The organism is Cupriavidus sp. 96C5-1 (assembly GCF_057798855.1).
The window spans coordinates 20,339-35,349 of sequence record NZ_JBYOJU010000072.1 but is presented as its reverse complement, the minus strand read 5'-3'; the positions used below and the strand labels follow the sequence as shown (position 1 = coordinate 35,349).

The following is a 15,011-nucleotide window of genomic DNA, read 5'->3' as shown; positions in this document are numbered from 1 at the left end:
TGGTCCTTGAGCATGCGCAGGGTGTCCGGGTCGTCGGTGAAGCGCTTAAAGCGACGCAACTGGCAGAACGGCTTGTCGATCTCGATGGCTTCCTGGATCACCACATTGGCGTTGGCCACCGTCACGGACTGGATGCCGAACTCGGGCTTTTCGTAGCCCTTGCCCAGGCGATAGAGAAGATCGTATCCCGCCGCCAGGCGCTGTGCCAAAGGCAACTGTCCGAAGACAGCACCTTGAGCATAGAGCTTGGAGACGACTCGAGCGAGGTCGGTCACCGGCTCCGCCAGCGAGCGCTGCGTTTCGTAGAGTTGATAGAGCATGGAAATTCCTTTGGGTATCCCGCAACGACTAAAGTGGTGCCCCCTCTTCGGCTCCTCTTAGCCGGCTCGCGAATGAGACGGATCAAAAGTCGCGCACCACAGCGTAGAACTCCGCAGGATGCTCAGAGGGACACGCGAACTGACCGCCCAGGAGGGAAAAATCCAACTCGACAGCCACAGCATATTGTCGTCTGCGCAGCGATTCTCGGACAAACCGATGCACCATCTGGATCGGCTCCGTAGTATCCCAATAACGCATAATATCCATGATTAACGCAGATATTTTTTTACCCATCCAGGAGATGGATAGTTATCTGGGTACGGCTGCCTAGTATTCGGCCTGCGGAGTTGATCTCCCGCAGTTGACGGGCAGGCGACCCGCCACCTCCATATCTCCATGTGGCGGATCACCTCCTTTTTCATGCCGGTCGGCGCGTGGGTGTACCTCGACGGCAGGACTGAAGCCTTCCCTATTCCCTCTTCGCAATCCGACGTGTCTGCGACGGCAGCTCGCCGAACGCATCGCGATACACCTTGGCGAACATGCCGAGCTGCTTGAACCCCCAGCGCATCGCGACTTCGGCAACCGACGCATCATCGCTATGCAGGAGTTCATTGCGCACGCCCTCCAGCCTAACCCGCTTTAAGTACGCCATTGGCGTGGTGCTCTTGAACGTGGCGAATCCCACCTGCAGGGCGCGCACGCTGACGCCGGCAGCCTTGGCAATATCCTCGACGAGAATGCTGTCCCGCGCATAGGCATGGATGAACTCAATCGCGGATCTTACGTGCCGTGGTGATGGTCCTGTCGCCTTGACTACCAGCCTGTCGGAGTAATTGTGCGGCAAGCCCTCCAGGAATGCCCCCACGGCAACGTCACGTATGCTGGCCGCCGTGGCCATCGCCGTTACCCTGGATCTGTCATCGCCAAAGCACAATTGCATCATCTGCACCACGGCGCGGCCCAATCTCACCCCGTTCGACTCCGGGGAGACCTCGGCCTGGAACATCAAAGGGCGCATCATGGGTGCTTCCAGCAGGCTCGAAAGCCGCTGCGCGATATCGCCCGCCGAGACCAGCAGCATGTCGTAGCTGCCGGCCTGCCACTGCCATTGGCTGACCTGTGTCGCATCCAGAACTGCGCAAGCGCCTGCCGACCAGGCGCGATCCTGTTGCCCAACCCTGGCCCGCAGGCCGCCTTCATGGAGCACCACCAGCGCGTAGCCGTCGAACTGCCTGTCAAATCGGAATTGAACGCCGGTTGTCGTCTGGATTCGATGCGTCACCGCGCCCCCAGCGAGACTGGACGCCAGCCGCACGTCAAGATGATCTTCGCTCCCCGAGTCGATCGCAACGTTTCCCCAGATCGGTCGAAGACGCGTTGCAAAATCCTCCGCGTCGCTCGCAATGAACATCTCGGCATATATCTCTGGCTTTTCAAGCATAGCTTTCCGCCAAATGGTCGCTCGCAGCCGCGCTTGCGCCTGCCCGCGCCCAGCTAGTGCTCCTTGATTCCACTTCTCTCATATGCCACTCTAAGCTTTCGTTCTTCCGCAGCCACATACTGCGAAAACTGCTGAGACGTAGCCGGCGCGGCGATCTCAACCCCCATCTGCGAATACTTCTCGACAAGCTCCGGACGACTGAGCGCAGCTGCGATGCTGGCATTTAGCTTGTCGACAATGAGAGTGGGTGTTCCCCTCGGTGCAAAGATGCCTGTCCACAGGTTAAAGTCGAGCGCCTGAAGTGCAGGCATCTCCGCGGCCGCCGGAATATTCCTGTTACCCGCATCCCTCTGACGACTGAGAATGGCAAACGCCTTTACCTTGCCTCCCGAGATATGAGGCAACACGGCCGGCAGCCCAACGACGCCCAGATCGAGGTGGCCGCCGATCACGTCGGCCACTACCTGTGTTGCGCTCTTGTATGGTATGAACGGAATGTTGACGCCCGTCTTGAGCTTCAGTGTTTCCATTGCCAAATGCTGCAAGGAACCGGCTCCCGAGGTGCCATAGCGCAACGTCCCAGGCTGACTTCGAGCGAGACCGATCAACTCAGCCAGCGTATTTGCGGTGAGCCCGGGCCGTCCTATCATTACGATGCCACTCGTGCCGACCTTGGCGACTGCTTGCAGGTCTCCCGCCCTATACTTCACGGTCGGATTGGATGATGGCGCTAGCGCGACATCCGACGTCACTCCCATCAGAAGCGTGTATCCATCGGGCGCCGCGTCCACGACTCGTCTGACGCCTAGCGTGCCACCTGCACCAGCAATGTTCTCCACCACTACAGGCTGCTCAACAAGCTTCCCAAGCTCAGTGGCAAGCACGCGCGCCATCGCATCCAGAGAGCCTCCGGCACCATAGGAAACCACCAACTTGATCGTCCTGGACGGAAAGGCGTCCTCTGCGAACGCGTTTTGTATCGCGAGCAGTGTCAAGGTACATGCCGCGGCGACTCGGGCAAACCGTCTTATGATCATGGCCTTTGCTTAGATATCATGAGCGATTCAAAGGGACTGCTTCCGGAGCCACTCGAGCAGCAGGTCAGCTATCGCATCGCTATTGCGATCGAGCATCGGGAAATGCGAGTTACCTCGATACCCCGCCAGCGGCAGAATCAGGGTCTCGAAGCAATTGCTTGGCAATCTGTTTCCATGGGCAGCATAGTTGTCCGCCAACGCGCGGTAGCCCTGCCAGACAGGATCTGGTTGCCGGAAGTGATCGCCCCACACGATCAGGTGAGGCGGAAGGGACCCGCCACGCGTCTCCGGCATGCCGCCGGGCTCAATGGCGATGACGGCACGTACGATGTCGGGGTGCCTCTGTGCTACCGCAACCGCGAAACCCGCACCCTGACTGTGCGCCACCACAATGCAGGGGCCGGTCCTCTCCACCAGGGCGCTGTAGGCGCTCAGGGTCATGTCCTCGTGGTCGGCCCAACGCGGCACCCACTGCTTGGCAAACTCGTCAAAGAAGTCCGTCGGGAACTGTTGACCCGGATACACCTGCCGATGTGCAGGATCGCTTACGTACCCACCGGGAGGACCGATGCGAAACATCCGCCAGGCCTCCTCCTTGCTCCGGAACATCGGCGGTTCCGCATAGATTTGGGGATACATTGCCCAGGACGACCGCCCCCGCTCTACGGCGTCCGAAACGAGTACGTCGTAGCCCGCACTCAGGAAACGCCAGAGCCAGCCGCACCGTCCGTCCGGCGTGCTTTCCCAGTTGCTTCCCGTCATGCCGCCGCCATGCCAAAGCAGAACCGGCAGCGGCGAACGGGGCAGGGCAAGACGAAAAGCCTGCACGTACATCTGACCTGCGACATGGTCACCATTCGGGTCAACACGGCGAGGCTCACCTCCGAGCACCATCCGTCGGCATTGCACGGGAAGCCCCTCCAGTCTGTGATTGCTACCGCCGACAAAGTAGCTGCCGATAGAACGAAGGGTCACGCAAGACGATGTCATACCCAGACCAGAGGTTGTGGTAGCGCCATCTTCCTGATCGGCCATAATGTAGTCAATTGCAAAATATTCGATGATTATTGCTTCATGAGAATCAATTACGACCTGCATGACCTGCGCGCATTGCACGAGTTGGCCCGCCTGGGAAGCTTCAATCGTGCGGCCGATGCCCTTTCCATCACCCCCTCTGCGCTAAGCAGGCGGGTAGCCAAACTGGAAGCGGCCTTAGGGGGGCGCTTGGTTGAAAGAACCACAAGAAGCATGACTCTGACGCCCTTGGGCGAGCTGCTGCTGGAACGAGTGCGGCCCTTGCTTGAGTCGCTCGAGGAGAGCTTGCAGGAAGCTTCCCGGATCGCCCGGGGCCTGGCCGGGAAGGTCACAGTCGGGTGTATGGCGTCCGTGGCTCACTCCCTGTTCTCCGCCGCGGTCGTGGAATTCCACAGAAGCGCCCCGGATGTGCAGGTATGCCTGCGGGACGATGCCGGATCACGTGTCAGGTCAATGGTGCTTGGGAGGGAGGTGGAATTTGGCGTCACCACGCTGTGGGAACCCAACAGCGACCTTGTAACGCAACCGGTTGCCACAGATGCCTTCATGCTGGTATTGCCGGAGAATCATCCACTGGCGCGGCGCGCGACCTTGCGATGGGACGAGTTGCCGGGGCATCGCGTGCTCGCCTTCAAGCCAACCAGCTCGACTCGGCAGGAGATCGATCCCGTTCTCCACAAGGCAGAAATTGCGCTGCCCTGGTTTAATGAAGTCGACCATTTGTCCTCCATGATGGGATATCTAAATCACGGACACTTCATCGCCGTCCTGCCGGGCCTGCTCGCGTCGCAACTAAAAGGGCTGAGGGCAATCTCGCTGGTGGCGCCGCGCATCGAGCGCGAGCTGTTCCTCGCGCGTCGCCGCGATATGACTCTGAGTATGCCCGCACAGATGCTGTGGGACATCCTAGCTGCCGTCATCGCACGGGCCTCGCGTCACAGCCGAAATCAGCGAAAAAGACGATGAACTCCTGGCACTAACGACGCGCAAAGGCAGCCACCGATCATAGGATCCGACGAATCCGAATGCACACAGATCCGCGTGAATCTGCTTCAGCGTGCGCCGCTGCTGAAACAGCCCGGCCAATCTCAACAACAAGCGCAATCCGTTTTGGCAATTCCACGCGGCTAGATGTGATTGCCCTTGTGCGCCACAAGTGCTGATACGGCGGGTAGCCGTCCATAGAAGACAGCCAGGGCAAGCCTGGCTGCTTTGCTTTGTGGCCCTGCCAACTTCAGATGTCGAAGAAGACCGTTTCCTCGCCGCCGTCTGGCGTGTCTTGCAAACGGATATCGAAGGTGTAAATTACCTTGCCGTCCCGCTCGCCGCGCTGTGCCACCAGAGTCTTGCGGCGTACCTCCCATTCGATGCCATTGAGGACCGGGTCATGGCCATTCGCATCGGCCTCATCGCTGAAATACAGTCGGGTGTGCAGACCCATATTGATGCCACGGGCGAACAGCACCATGCAGATATGTGGCGCCTGTACCGCGCCACCACGGCCAGCAGCAGAGCCGGGCTTGATCGTCTCAAAGGCATAGACCCCGGTCTCGAAATCAGCGCCTGTCCGCCCCCAGCCTCGGAAGGTCGGATCAACGGCCTTGTCCTGCAGGTCGCCAGGGTGCGCATACTTGCCCTCGGCATTGGCTTGCCAGATCTCGACCAGGACGTCACGCACCAGTGAGCCAGAGCCATCGAATACGCGACCTTCAATGTGGATGCGTTCGCCACGTGTTTCGGGCGTGACCAAGACGCTGCCGAAGTTGTGCTCGAAGATCTCGAAACCGGCCTGCTTTGGCGCCAGGCCGATATGGACATATGGGCCGCCCGTCTGGGAAGCGGTTTCCGGATAGTGGACGATGGAAGAAGGCAGATGCGGCGTCATCACTTGGCTCCCTGCAACTGGTTTTCAAAATGAGTGGCGCGGCGGCCGCGCAGCGTAATGTCGAAGCGGTAGCACCGGCTGTCCAGCGGCACGTGGTTGGCTGTGTCCTGCAGGGCGATCAAGCCGCGGATCTGCTCCTCGCTGGGGATGGTCTTCAGGATGGGACACTGTGCGATCAGCGGATCGCCCTCGAAGTACATCTGCGTAATCAGGCGCTGTGCCCAGCCATCTCCGCTCAGCGAATAGTGGATATGCGAAGGCCGCCATTCGTTGATGCGGTTGCGCCAGGGATACGGGCCCGGCTTGATGGTGCGATAGATGTAGTAGCCGTTGTCATCGGTCAGCATGCGCCCGCAGCCCCCAAAGTTCGGGTCGATGGGCGCGATGTACTTGTCGTTCTTGTGGCGATAGCGGCCGCCGGCATTGGCCTGCCAGACCTCGACCAGGGCATTCCTCACCGGACGGCCGAATTCGTCGCGCACGAATCCATGAACGATGACGCGTTCACCGATGGGCAGGCCACCCTTGGCAAAGTTCATGATCAGGTCGTTATCCAGGGGGCCGAGTTCCTGCGGCAGGAACACCGGGCCGGTGATCTCCGACAGGGTGTTGACCGTGGAAATCAGTGCATTGCGCGGCGAGCGCAGCACGCTGGTCTTGTAGATCGGCGTGCAGGCCGGAGGCTGCTGCGTGGTATCGCGCTGCGCGAATTCCCCGTGGGCCACGCGGCTGGTGGGAGCGGCTGGGATTTGCATGGGCTTGTCTCCTGTGAACCCTATCAAGTGGCTGCACCGACAGTGATGCAGCGACATCCACACTTTATATTTGAGATAAAGTGAAGTAAATTGACTTGTTATCACTAAATCGATAACCACACGTTATGAAATCGAACGCCGATGGGCACACACCCACAATCGTCTCGGCGGAGCGTCAGGTCTCCTCTCGCATCCGTTTCCGGCATGTGAGCTGTTTCCTCGCCATCGCGCAGGAACGCAACCTGCGCCGCGCTGCAGAGCGGCTTCATCTGAGTCAGCCGGCCGTCTCGAAAACTCTGGTTGAATTGGAGGCCCTTGCCGGTGCACGCTTGGTGGAACGCGGCCGCCAAGGCGCGACACTGACGCCGGCCGGTGAGCACTTCCTGCGCCACGCGGTTGGCGTCTCGCACGCGCTGGAATCCGCCGTCGCTGCGCTGGCTGGCGCCCAGGCTCCGGCCACTGTGGTCGTCCAACTCGGGGCACTCCCGACGGTGGCTAGCGGCTTGCTTCCTCAAGCCATTTCCCGCCTGCATGCGCAGCGGCCGCACACCGGAGTCCGGTTGCGCACGGGAACCAACGCGGAGCTGCTGACGGCGCTCAAGGCTGGGGAACTGGATTTCGTGGTGGGACGCATGGCCGAGCCTTCGATGATGCAGGGGCTCTCGTTCGAGCTGTTGTACGCCGAGTCCCTGGCGGTGGTGGTGAGGCCACACCATCCCCTGCTGGCGGAACCCGGCGGCGGAGCCTCACTGCAATCCGTGCTCGCGTATCCATTGGTCGTAGCGACTACCGGCACCGTGCCACGGCATCACACCGAGACTATGTTCCAGTCGCACGGGCTGCGCTTACCGGCGGCCTGCACGGAGACGCTATCGACCTCGGTCGCCCGCCTGCTGGCGCTGCGCTCGGATACGGTGTGGATTACGCCGGAGCGCGTCGCGCAGGACGACGTCGATCACGGCTGGCTGGTGAAGCTGCCGCTACCGACGACTGGAAGCGCGGAACCGGTGGGAATCCTGCTCCGCAGCGCAGTGGCACCAAACGAACTGAGTAGCACGCTGCTGGATATTCTCAGGGAGTTGGCACAAGCGAGCAATGCGGGAAAGCACCATCGCAAGAAAGCCGGCTAGGCGCAGCCCCTTTGTAACGGCGGAACTCGCTTTGACTGAGACTAAGTTGCGCGACGCGATCGGGGCGCGGTGCCGTCGCAGCCGTTACTGGACATGCCCTATTGAAGGCTTCATGCGAGAGCGTTATGACGATCGTCGATCTAGCGAGAAAAGTACCTGATAGCTGCGGCGTTCGCCCGGAACGGCCTTCTGCTTGACGCTGCATCGGCGTCTGGCAAAACGACGCGTTACCGATGGGGACTCGCCGAACGCTTTGCAGCATGTCATTGTGGTTCAAACTAGCGGAAGCGACCCATCACTAAGGTGTGGAGCGTGCCTGCGGCACGGCGTTCGCCCCCGAATTGCCAAGCAGGCCGACACTTGCTATGGCCGCAAGCAGTGGCACAGCGAACGCGTAGTAGAGATTGGCGGTCGGCCAGCCGGCATCCACCAGTGCGCCTGCAACCATTGGTGAGAGCACTGCGCCGAAGCGGCCCATACCAATCGACCAGCCCATGCCCGTGGCACGAGTCTCGGGGGGATAGAGGATCGGTGCGTAGGCATACAGGCCAACCATGCATCCAAAGATGCCGCCACCAATCAACATTGCGACGGCAAACGCAATGGCAAGTGTATTGGCAAACATACCGAAGCACACGAGCAATGCGGAGGTTAGAACAAAACAGGCCCACAACAGCGGCTTGAGCCCGATGCGAGACGACAGGAAGCCGAACATCGTGCCACCTACGATGCCTCCCACGTTCAGTAGCACGCCGCCGGTGAGCCCTTGTTGCGCCGACATGCCCGCGGCTACCAGCAGCTTCGGGGTCCAGCTGAGGACAAAGTAGAAGGTGAACATCACCAGAAAGAATGACGCCCAGATCATCGCGGTTTGCACCGCGAGCCCTCTCGAGAACAGGCCGGCCAAGCCGCTTCCGGGCTCCGTGGCTGCAGCGGCGACGGATGGCAGTGCTTGGATAGGCTCGCGCCCCATTGCCTGCAGCAGCTTGTTTACTTTGCCGAGCGCCTCCCGAGGGCGCTTGGCAATCAAGAAGTCGAGCGACTCGGGCAGACGGGCCATCACAATCGGGACCATGGCCAGCGTCACCAGCGCACCGAATACGAACACACTGCGCCAGCCATAATGCGTCAACAGCACGCCGGCGATCACGCCACCGATCGTCGCCCCGACGGGATAGCCGGTTGCCTGTAGGACGATGGCAGTACTGCGCCACTTGTTCGAAGCATACTCCCCGGTGATGACATTGATGCTCGCCAGCATGCCGCCAATCCCGATACCAGTCATTGCCCGCATCGCCGCGAGCTGGAGCACCGATTGCGTGAACGTCGACAACAGCATCCCAAACGAGATCGTCCCCAGACAGAACAGGATGATCGGGCGGCGCCCGAACCGGTCGGCCTGGGGTGCGAGCAAGAGTGACCCTGCAGCCATGCCGAACAATCCGGCGCTCAGCAGCATGCCGATCTCCTTGCCGCTCAGGTGCCAGTCCGAAGAGATGTGTGAGGCGGTGAATGCCATTGCTAACACGTCGAATCCGTCCAACATGTTGAGCACGATACAGATTGCGACCGCCGTGATCTGGAATGAGCTCATGGCGTTCTGATTGATGGCTTCCCTGATGTCCTGTCGCATTGCCTAACTCCTATGTGTTCTGTATGTCTGCTGCGTTCGGCCAGGCTATTGATCTAGACCCGCAGAGGTGCTTCGCCGCCGCGCGGTGATGGCCATGTCGGCTTCCGCGCCCTCAGGCGAGAAGGCGACAGATTCGCGCCGACTCCTCCCCACTGAAGTCGGCGCGGCAGCGCAAAACTCAGAACTTATGGCGGATGCCGACCATCGCGCCAAGCCGATTTCCATTTCCAAATGTATTTCCGCTGTTGGCGAAGGCTGCTGCGCTGTTCAGGGCAATCCAGGCGCCTCGCAACCGGGTATAGTCCACGGCGCAAGCTGCGGCTCAGGCAGATGCCTTACCCGCCCTCGCGTCGACCACAGCCTGCTCCCGAAGCCGTTCGTACTCCTGTTTAGGCACAGGAGCCGCGCTGGGATTGCCCAGGTCGTTCATATGGATCCGATAGGTCTCCCTGGCGGTCCAGGCTGCGATAGCCGCGACGACTGTCACGCCCAGGGTGATCGCCCCGATGGTCATCGGGATGTTGACTGCACCGGGCGGAGCGACAGCGACGAACAGCGCCGGCAGCAGAGCCGTGGCGAGGGTGCCGAGGTTTTGCGAAATGGCCATGCCCGAGACGCGGGTGCGCGTTGGGAACATTTCGGGATAGAAGCTCGGGAAAATGGCGTTGTAACCTTGATAGAGAACTCCCCACATCAACAGGGACGCCACGATAGCCAGCGGCACGTTGTGAATGCTGATGGCATAGAGATAGCCGAACGACAGCAACCCCGAAGCGAGCGCACCGATGATGATCGGCGGCCTGCGGCCGATCTTGTCCGACAGGTTGCCGACAAACGGGATGACGAACACCGCGACGATATTGCCCATGACGGGGATCCACAGGTAAACGTCCTTCTCGAATCCGATGCCATAGCCTGGCTGGACGGCGTAAGCCGCTCCGAAAATCGTCGTGACCACCGGAATGACGTTCATCAGCGAGCAGCACATCACGCGCAGCATGTCCTTCCAGCTTTCCGTAACGGCCTGGATAACCGGCGCCTTCGGGACCGCGCCGTGTGCTCCCTCTTCGGCGAATGCAGGTGTCTCGTGGACCTCGCGGCGGATGATGTAACCCGCGATGATGACAATGAAGCTGAGCAGGAAGGGGATACGCCAGCCCCAGGCGTTGAACGCCTCCGTTGGCATGTAGTGGGCGAGCGGCAGGAAGACCGCTGCGGCGAGAATCTGTCCCGCTTGTACACCCTGCAATGTGAAGCTGGCGTAGAAGCCGCGCCGGCCAAACGGCGCATGCTCGAGAATCATTGAGCTGGCGCCGGATATCTCTCCGGCCACGGCGAAGCCCTGGACCAGTCGCAGCAAGACAAGAAGCGCCGGGGCGAGCAGACCGACCTGGTCGTAGGTCGGCAACAGCCCGACGGCCACCGTCGAAAAACCCATCAGGAACATGCACAGGATCAGCACCTGCTTGCGCCCATGCGTGTCACCCCAATGCCCGAGGAAGAAGGCACCGATCGGGCGCGCGACATAGCCCACGCCGTAGGTCGCCAATGACGCGATGATGGCGACCTTGGGATCCGTCTTGGGAAAGAAGATCTGTGGGAAGATCAGCGATGCCGCAGTGGCGTAGATGAAGAAATCATAATACTCCAGCGCCGAGCCGATCCATCCGCTGGCAGTAGCCTTCTTGGTCTGTTGTCTTGCGTGGGGCTCGTGGTCCGAGGTGTCTGCCATTGTGGTCTCCAGTATTTTTGATTTGGGAGTCTGCTGATCGAGGTTTAGCGGGCGACGACAGCGAATACCGCAGGCTTCGTGTGTTTCATCCAATGTTTCCCTATCAAGAACGACTACCTCTGCGCCTGGGCGGCCATCCGTGCCGGGGCGTTGGTCGCGCCATAGGCGTCGTAAGAGTCAGCACGTTGCACGATCTCAAAAGGAACGGCTGGTACAGTTCGATCGAAAGGCCGAGGTCTTCGGTGATGCGACGCAGCTCGGCGGCCGTCCCGTTGAAGTTAATGAAGTCGTTCTCGAACAGCTCGATGCCGTCGAAGCCCGCAGCCGCGATGGCCTCGAGCTTCTGACGCAGCGTACCGCTGAGCGACACGGTGGCAATGGATCGACGCATGGTGGGCTCCGCTTTCGCGATGAGTTCAGTACGGGTGGATCTGCGTGCCGCCATTGACCTGCATGCCCGCGTCGATCGTGAAGGGCAGATCGGCGGCGCCAGACGTGGGCGCCGCGCCCCTCACGTCCTTCGGTAAGCCCAAATAGATCGGAGCGAAGTCCTCGGCCGGCAGATTAGCGAATCGCTCCTGCCCGATGCCTGTCGTCGGTGCCCGGAGCAGACCGGCACAGACCTCGTACATCGCAATGCTCCGCGGCGTAAGCCCGATTGGCGCGCCCGTGCTAGACATCGCTCAGTTCACTCTTTGCGCCGCGCTCACTCGCTGCAATGAACGCCCGTACCTCCGGATAAACATTCTCACGCCACCGACGCCCGCTGAAGATGCCGTAATGACCCGCGCCCTCAACTTCGTAGTGCCGCTGGTGAACCTCGCTGATACCGGTACACAGTTCATGTGCGGCACGGGTCTGGCCGGAGCCTGAGATGTCGTCCAGCTCACCTTCGACGGTCAGCAGCGCGGTCGAATGGATGTCCTGCGGACGCACGCGCTCCAGCACGCCTTCAGGGTTCCTGACGTCCCAGGTGCCGTGTACGAGATGGAATTCCTGGAACACCGTGCGGATAGTGTCAAGGTAGTAGTTCGCGTCCATGTCCAGCACGGCGTTGTACTCATCATAGAACTTGCGGTGGGCCTCGGCGCTGGCGTCGTCCCCCTTGATCAGGTCCTTGAAGTAGTCGTAGTGGCTGCTCACGTGGCGGTCCGGATTCATCGCGACGAAGCCGGTGTGCTGCAGGAAGCCCGGGTAGACGCGGCGACCGACGCCCGGGAAGCCCTGCGGCACGTGGTAGATCACGTTGTTCTCGAACCATGCCAAACTCTTGCTGATCGCCACGTTGTTGACCGCCGTAGGCGACTTCCGGGCATCGATGGGGCCGCCCATCATGGTGAGCGACAGCGGTACGTTCTCGCCGCGGCTGGCCATCAACGAAACCGCCGCCAGCACCGGCACTGTCGGTTGGCACACGCTGACGACGTGGCAGTTGCCGTACCGGGCCTGCAGATAGCGAATGAACTCCTGGATGTAGTTGACGTAATCGTCAAGATGGAATTCGCCCTCGGACAACGGCACAAGGCGGGCATTGACCCAGTCCGTGATGTAGGCCTTGTGGTCCTGCAGCAGGGTGCGGACGGTGTCGCGCAGGAGCGTTGCGTAGTGGCCGGATAGCGGCGCCACGATCAGCACCACGGGCTGGTCCTTGAGCATGCGCAGGGTGTCCGGGTCGTCGGTGAAGCGCTTAAAGCGACGCAACTGGCAGAACGGCTTGTCGATCTCGATGGCTTCCTGGATCACCACATTGGCGTTGGCCACCGTCACGGACTGGATGCCGAACTCGGGCTTTTCGTAGCCCTTGCCCAGGCGATAGAGAAGATCGTATCCCGCCGCCAGGCGCTGTGCCAAAGGCAACTGTCCGAAGACAGCACCTTGAGCATAGAGCTTGGAGACGACTCGAGCGAGGTCGGTCACCGGCTCCGCCAGCGTACGCTGCGCTTCGTAGAGTTGATAGAGCATGGAAATTCCTTGTTGGGTATCCCGCAACTACTGAAGTGGTGCCACCATCCCGCTTATGGGCTGGCGCCCGTTGCAGTCGGGCGTGACGGGCACATCAGCCAATCGCTGCGCGGCTCCTATTAATCGGCTCGCGGATGAGGCGTATGGAGTGAACTTGGTCACAGTCAGTCGATCGGGATATGCGGGCACAACGGTCAAACCCGCTCGACGATGACGGCAATGCCCTGCCCAACACCGATGCACATCGTGCACAGTGCATAGCGTCCCTTCGTTCGATGCAGCTGATTGATCGCTGTCGTGATCAAGCGTGCGCCGCTGGCCCCCAACGGATGACCAAGCGCGATGGCTCCCCCATTGGGATTCACGCGCGAATCATCGTCGGCTATGCCCAGATCACGCAGCACCGCAAGCCCTTGCGCGGCAAACGCCTCGTTCAATTCGATCACATCCATCTGCGCCAGGCTCAGGCCCGCGAGGGCGAGAACCTTGCGCGTCGCTGGTGCCGGTCCGAACCCCATGATCCTCGGCGCCACTCCGGCTGTCGCCATTGCGACGAAGCGCGCCCGTGGCGTCAAGCCTTGGGCACCGACGGCCTGCTCGCTCGCCAGCAACAACGCACAGGCGCCATCGTTGACCCCGGACGCATTGCCAGCCGTCACAGTGCCGTCGGGACGGACGACGCCCTTGAGCCGTGCCAGCATTTCCAGGCTGGTCTCACGCGGATGCTCGTCCACCGCGACAACGACCGGGGCGCCCTTCTTCTGTGGGATGGTCACCGGTGTGATTTCCGCATCGAAGTAGCCATTGCGTTGCGCGGCGATCGCCTTCTGTTGCGACGCCAGCGCCATGCGATCTTGTGAATCCCGGTCGATTTTGAATTCAGTCGCCACGTTTTCGGCGGTCTCCGGCATCGAATCCACGCCGTACTCGTCTTTCATCAGCTTGTTGACGAAACGCCAGCCTATGGTCGTGTCTTGCACCGAACTCAAGCGGCTGAAGGCGCTCTCCGCCTTGGGCAGCACGAAGGGCGCGCGACTCATGCTCTCGACACCGCCGGCGATCATCAGTTGGGCTTCGCCGCTCTTGATCGCCCGCGCTGCCGTCCCGACTGCGTCCATGCCCGATCCGCACAGGCGATTGATCGTCGATCCCGGCACCTCAATGGGCAATCCCGCCAGCAAGCTGGACATTCTCGCCACGTTGCGGTTGTCCTCCCCGGCCTGGTTCGCGCATCCGTAGATCACGTCCGACACGGCCTGCCAGTCGACCTGCGCGTTGCGCGCCATCAAGGCCTTCAGGGGCACCGCACCCAGATCGTCGGCGCGTACCGACGACAGCGCACCGGCGTAACGGCCAAACGGTGTGCGAATGGCATCGCAGATATAGGCGTCTTGTGTCATGTGCATTCCTCCTCCGGACCTCAGTTGCGCAGCGGAACGCCGGTGACCTGCTGCAATTCATCGAACGACAGGCCTTCGGCCATCTCGACCACCGTCACGCCCTGTGATGTGATGTCGAGCACCGCGAGGTCGGTGTAGATGCGGCTGACGCAACCGATGCCGGTCAACGGATAGGTGCACTCTGGGACGATCTTGCTGTCGCCCTTCTTCGTGGTGTGCTCCATCATCACGTATGTTCGCTTGGCGCCAATCGCCAAGTCCATCGCGCCGCCGACGGCCGGAATCGCATCGGGAGCGCCGGTGTGCCAGTTGGCGAGATCGCCACGCGCCGAGACCTGGAAGGCGCCCAGCACGCACACGTCGAGGTGGCCGCCGCGCATCATCGCGAAGCTGTCGGCGTGGTGGAAGAAGCTGCCGCCGGGCAGTAGCGTCACAGGCTGCTTGCCGGCGTTGATCAGGTCGTAGTCTTCATCGCCTGCCGCAGGCGCGGAGCCCATGCCGATAACACCGTTCTCGCTGTGCAGCACCACTTCGCGCCCGTCGGGAAGGTGGTTGGCCACTGCGGTCGGCAAGCCAATTCCGAGGTTGACGACGGCGCCGTCCGGGATGTCCTGCGCCACACGCCGCGCCATCTGTTCGCGGGTCCATTTGCTCGCCATATCGTGTCTCCTGTAAGT

13 protein-coding genes and 2 pseudogenes are annotated in these 15,011 nt (G+C 61.2%); 2 read left to right on the top strand and 13 right to left on the bottom strand.

Going from position 1 to position 15,011, the window contains the following annotated elements:
* The 4 genes and pseudogenes from AC3FOF_RS42175 to AC3FOF_RS42160 all read right to left on the bottom strand — a co-directional run.
* Positions 1-320: pseudogene (locus AC3FOF_RS42175) on the bottom strand (polyhydroxyalkanoate depolymerase); the annotation flags it as partial.
* A gap of 470 nt (positions 321-790) precedes the next feature.
* Positions 791-1,765 carry an AraC family transcriptional regulator gene (locus AC3FOF_RS42170; RefSeq protein ID WP_488730050.1) on the bottom strand — a complete coding sequence of 325 codons (975 nt, stop codon included), beginning with the start codon at positions 1,763-1,765 and terminating at the stop codon, positions 791-793.
* Between the two features lie 53 nt (positions 1,766-1,818).
* On the bottom strand, positions 1,819-2,802 hold the full coding sequence (locus tag AC3FOF_RS42165) for a Bug family tripartite tricarboxylate transporter substrate binding protein (protein ID WP_488730049.1): 984 nt from the start codon (positions 2,800-2,802) through the stop codon (positions 1,819-1,821).
* Positions 2,803-2,829: 27 nt separating this feature from the next.
* On the bottom strand, positions 2,830-3,900 hold the full coding sequence (locus tag AC3FOF_RS42160; protein ID WP_488730048.1) for an alpha/beta hydrolase: 1,071 nt from the start codon (positions 3,898-3,900) through the stop codon (positions 2,830-2,832).
* On the opposite strand from AC3FOF_RS42160, the gene AC3FOF_RS42155 reads away from it, so the two are divergent.
* Entirely contained in the window at positions 3,877-4,803 is a 927-nt protein-coding gene (locus tag AC3FOF_RS42155; protein ID WP_488730047.1) for a LysR family transcriptional regulator, read from the top strand. The two genes, AC3FOF_RS42160 and AC3FOF_RS42155, sit on opposite strands and share 24 nt — an antisense overlap.
* 268 nt (positions 4,804-5,071) lie before the next feature.
* Here AC3FOF_RS42155 and pcaG read toward each other — a convergent pair whose 3' ends face one another.
* Together pcaG and pcaH are read right to left on the bottom strand one after the other, a co-directional pair.
* Complete coding sequence (gene pcaG, locus AC3FOF_RS42150) at positions 5,072-5,722, bottom strand: protocatechuate 3,4-dioxygenase subunit alpha (RefSeq protein ID WP_276263527.1); 651 nt, start codon at positions 5,720-5,722, stop codon at positions 5,072-5,074.
* The gene (gene pcaH, locus AC3FOF_RS42145) at positions 5,722-6,477 is read right to left on the bottom strand and encodes a protocatechuate 3,4-dioxygenase subunit beta (RefSeq protein WP_276263526.1); all 756 of its coding nucleotides are present in this window, start codon (positions 6,475-6,477) and stop codon (positions 5,722-5,724) included. Before pcaH ends, pcaG begins: the two co-directional genes overlap by 1 nt.
* A gap of 125 nt (positions 6,478-6,602) precedes the next feature.
* Between pcaH and AC3FOF_RS42140 the strand changes: the two genes are divergently transcribed.
* Positions 6,603-7,607, top strand: coding sequence for a LysR substrate-binding domain-containing protein (locus AC3FOF_RS42140; protein ID WP_488730046.1), 1,005 nt, complete (start codon positions 6,603-6,605; stop codon positions 7,605-7,607).
* Between the two features lie 298 nt (positions 7,608-7,905).
* Here AC3FOF_RS42140 and AC3FOF_RS42135 read toward each other — a convergent pair whose 3' ends face one another.
* The 7 genes and pseudogenes from AC3FOF_RS42135 to AC3FOF_RS42105 all read right to left on the bottom strand — a co-directional run bounded on the left by AC3FOF_RS42135 (position 7,906) and on the right by AC3FOF_RS42105 (position 14,993).
* Positions 7,906-9,240, bottom strand: coding sequence for an MFS transporter (locus AC3FOF_RS42135; protein ID WP_488729475.1), 1,335 nt, complete (start codon positions 9,238-9,240; stop codon positions 7,906-7,908).
* Between the two features lie 322 nt (positions 9,241-9,562).
* Positions 9,563-10,972, bottom strand: a complete 1,410-nt coding sequence (locus AC3FOF_RS42130; RefSeq protein WP_276263523.1) for an MFS transporter — start codon at positions 10,970-10,972, stop codon at positions 9,563-9,565.
* Between the two features lie 202 nt (positions 10,973-11,174).
* Positions 11,175-11,363: pseudogene (locus AC3FOF_RS42125) on the bottom strand (4-hydroxyphenylpyruvate dioxygenase); the annotation flags it as partial.
* 25 nt (positions 11,364-11,388) lie between these two features.
* Positions 11,389-11,604: a hypothetical protein gene (locus tag AC3FOF_RS42120; RefSeq protein ID WP_488729474.1), complete on the bottom strand. Its 216-nt coding sequence runs from the start codon at positions 11,602-11,604 to the stop codon at positions 11,389-11,391.
* Positions 11,605-11,644: 40 nt separating this feature from the next.
* Positions 11,645-12,934: a polyhydroxyalkanoate depolymerase gene (locus tag AC3FOF_RS42115; protein WP_488730045.1), complete on the bottom strand. Its 1,290-nt coding sequence runs from the start codon at positions 12,932-12,934 to the stop codon at positions 11,645-11,647.
* Between the two features lie 194 nt (positions 12,935-13,128).
* Positions 13,129-14,334, bottom strand: a complete 1,206-nt coding sequence (gene pcaF, locus AC3FOF_RS42110) for a 3-oxoadipyl-CoA thiolase (RefSeq protein WP_488730044.1) — start codon at positions 14,332-14,334, stop codon at positions 13,129-13,131.
* A gap of 20 nt (positions 14,335-14,354) precedes the next feature.
* The gene (locus AC3FOF_RS42105) at positions 14,355-14,993 is read right to left on the bottom strand and encodes a 3-oxoacid CoA-transferase subunit B (RefSeq protein ID WP_276269470.1); all 639 of its coding nucleotides are present in this window, start codon (positions 14,991-14,993) and stop codon (positions 14,355-14,357) included.
* Positions 14,994-15,011: the final 18 nt, after the last annotated feature.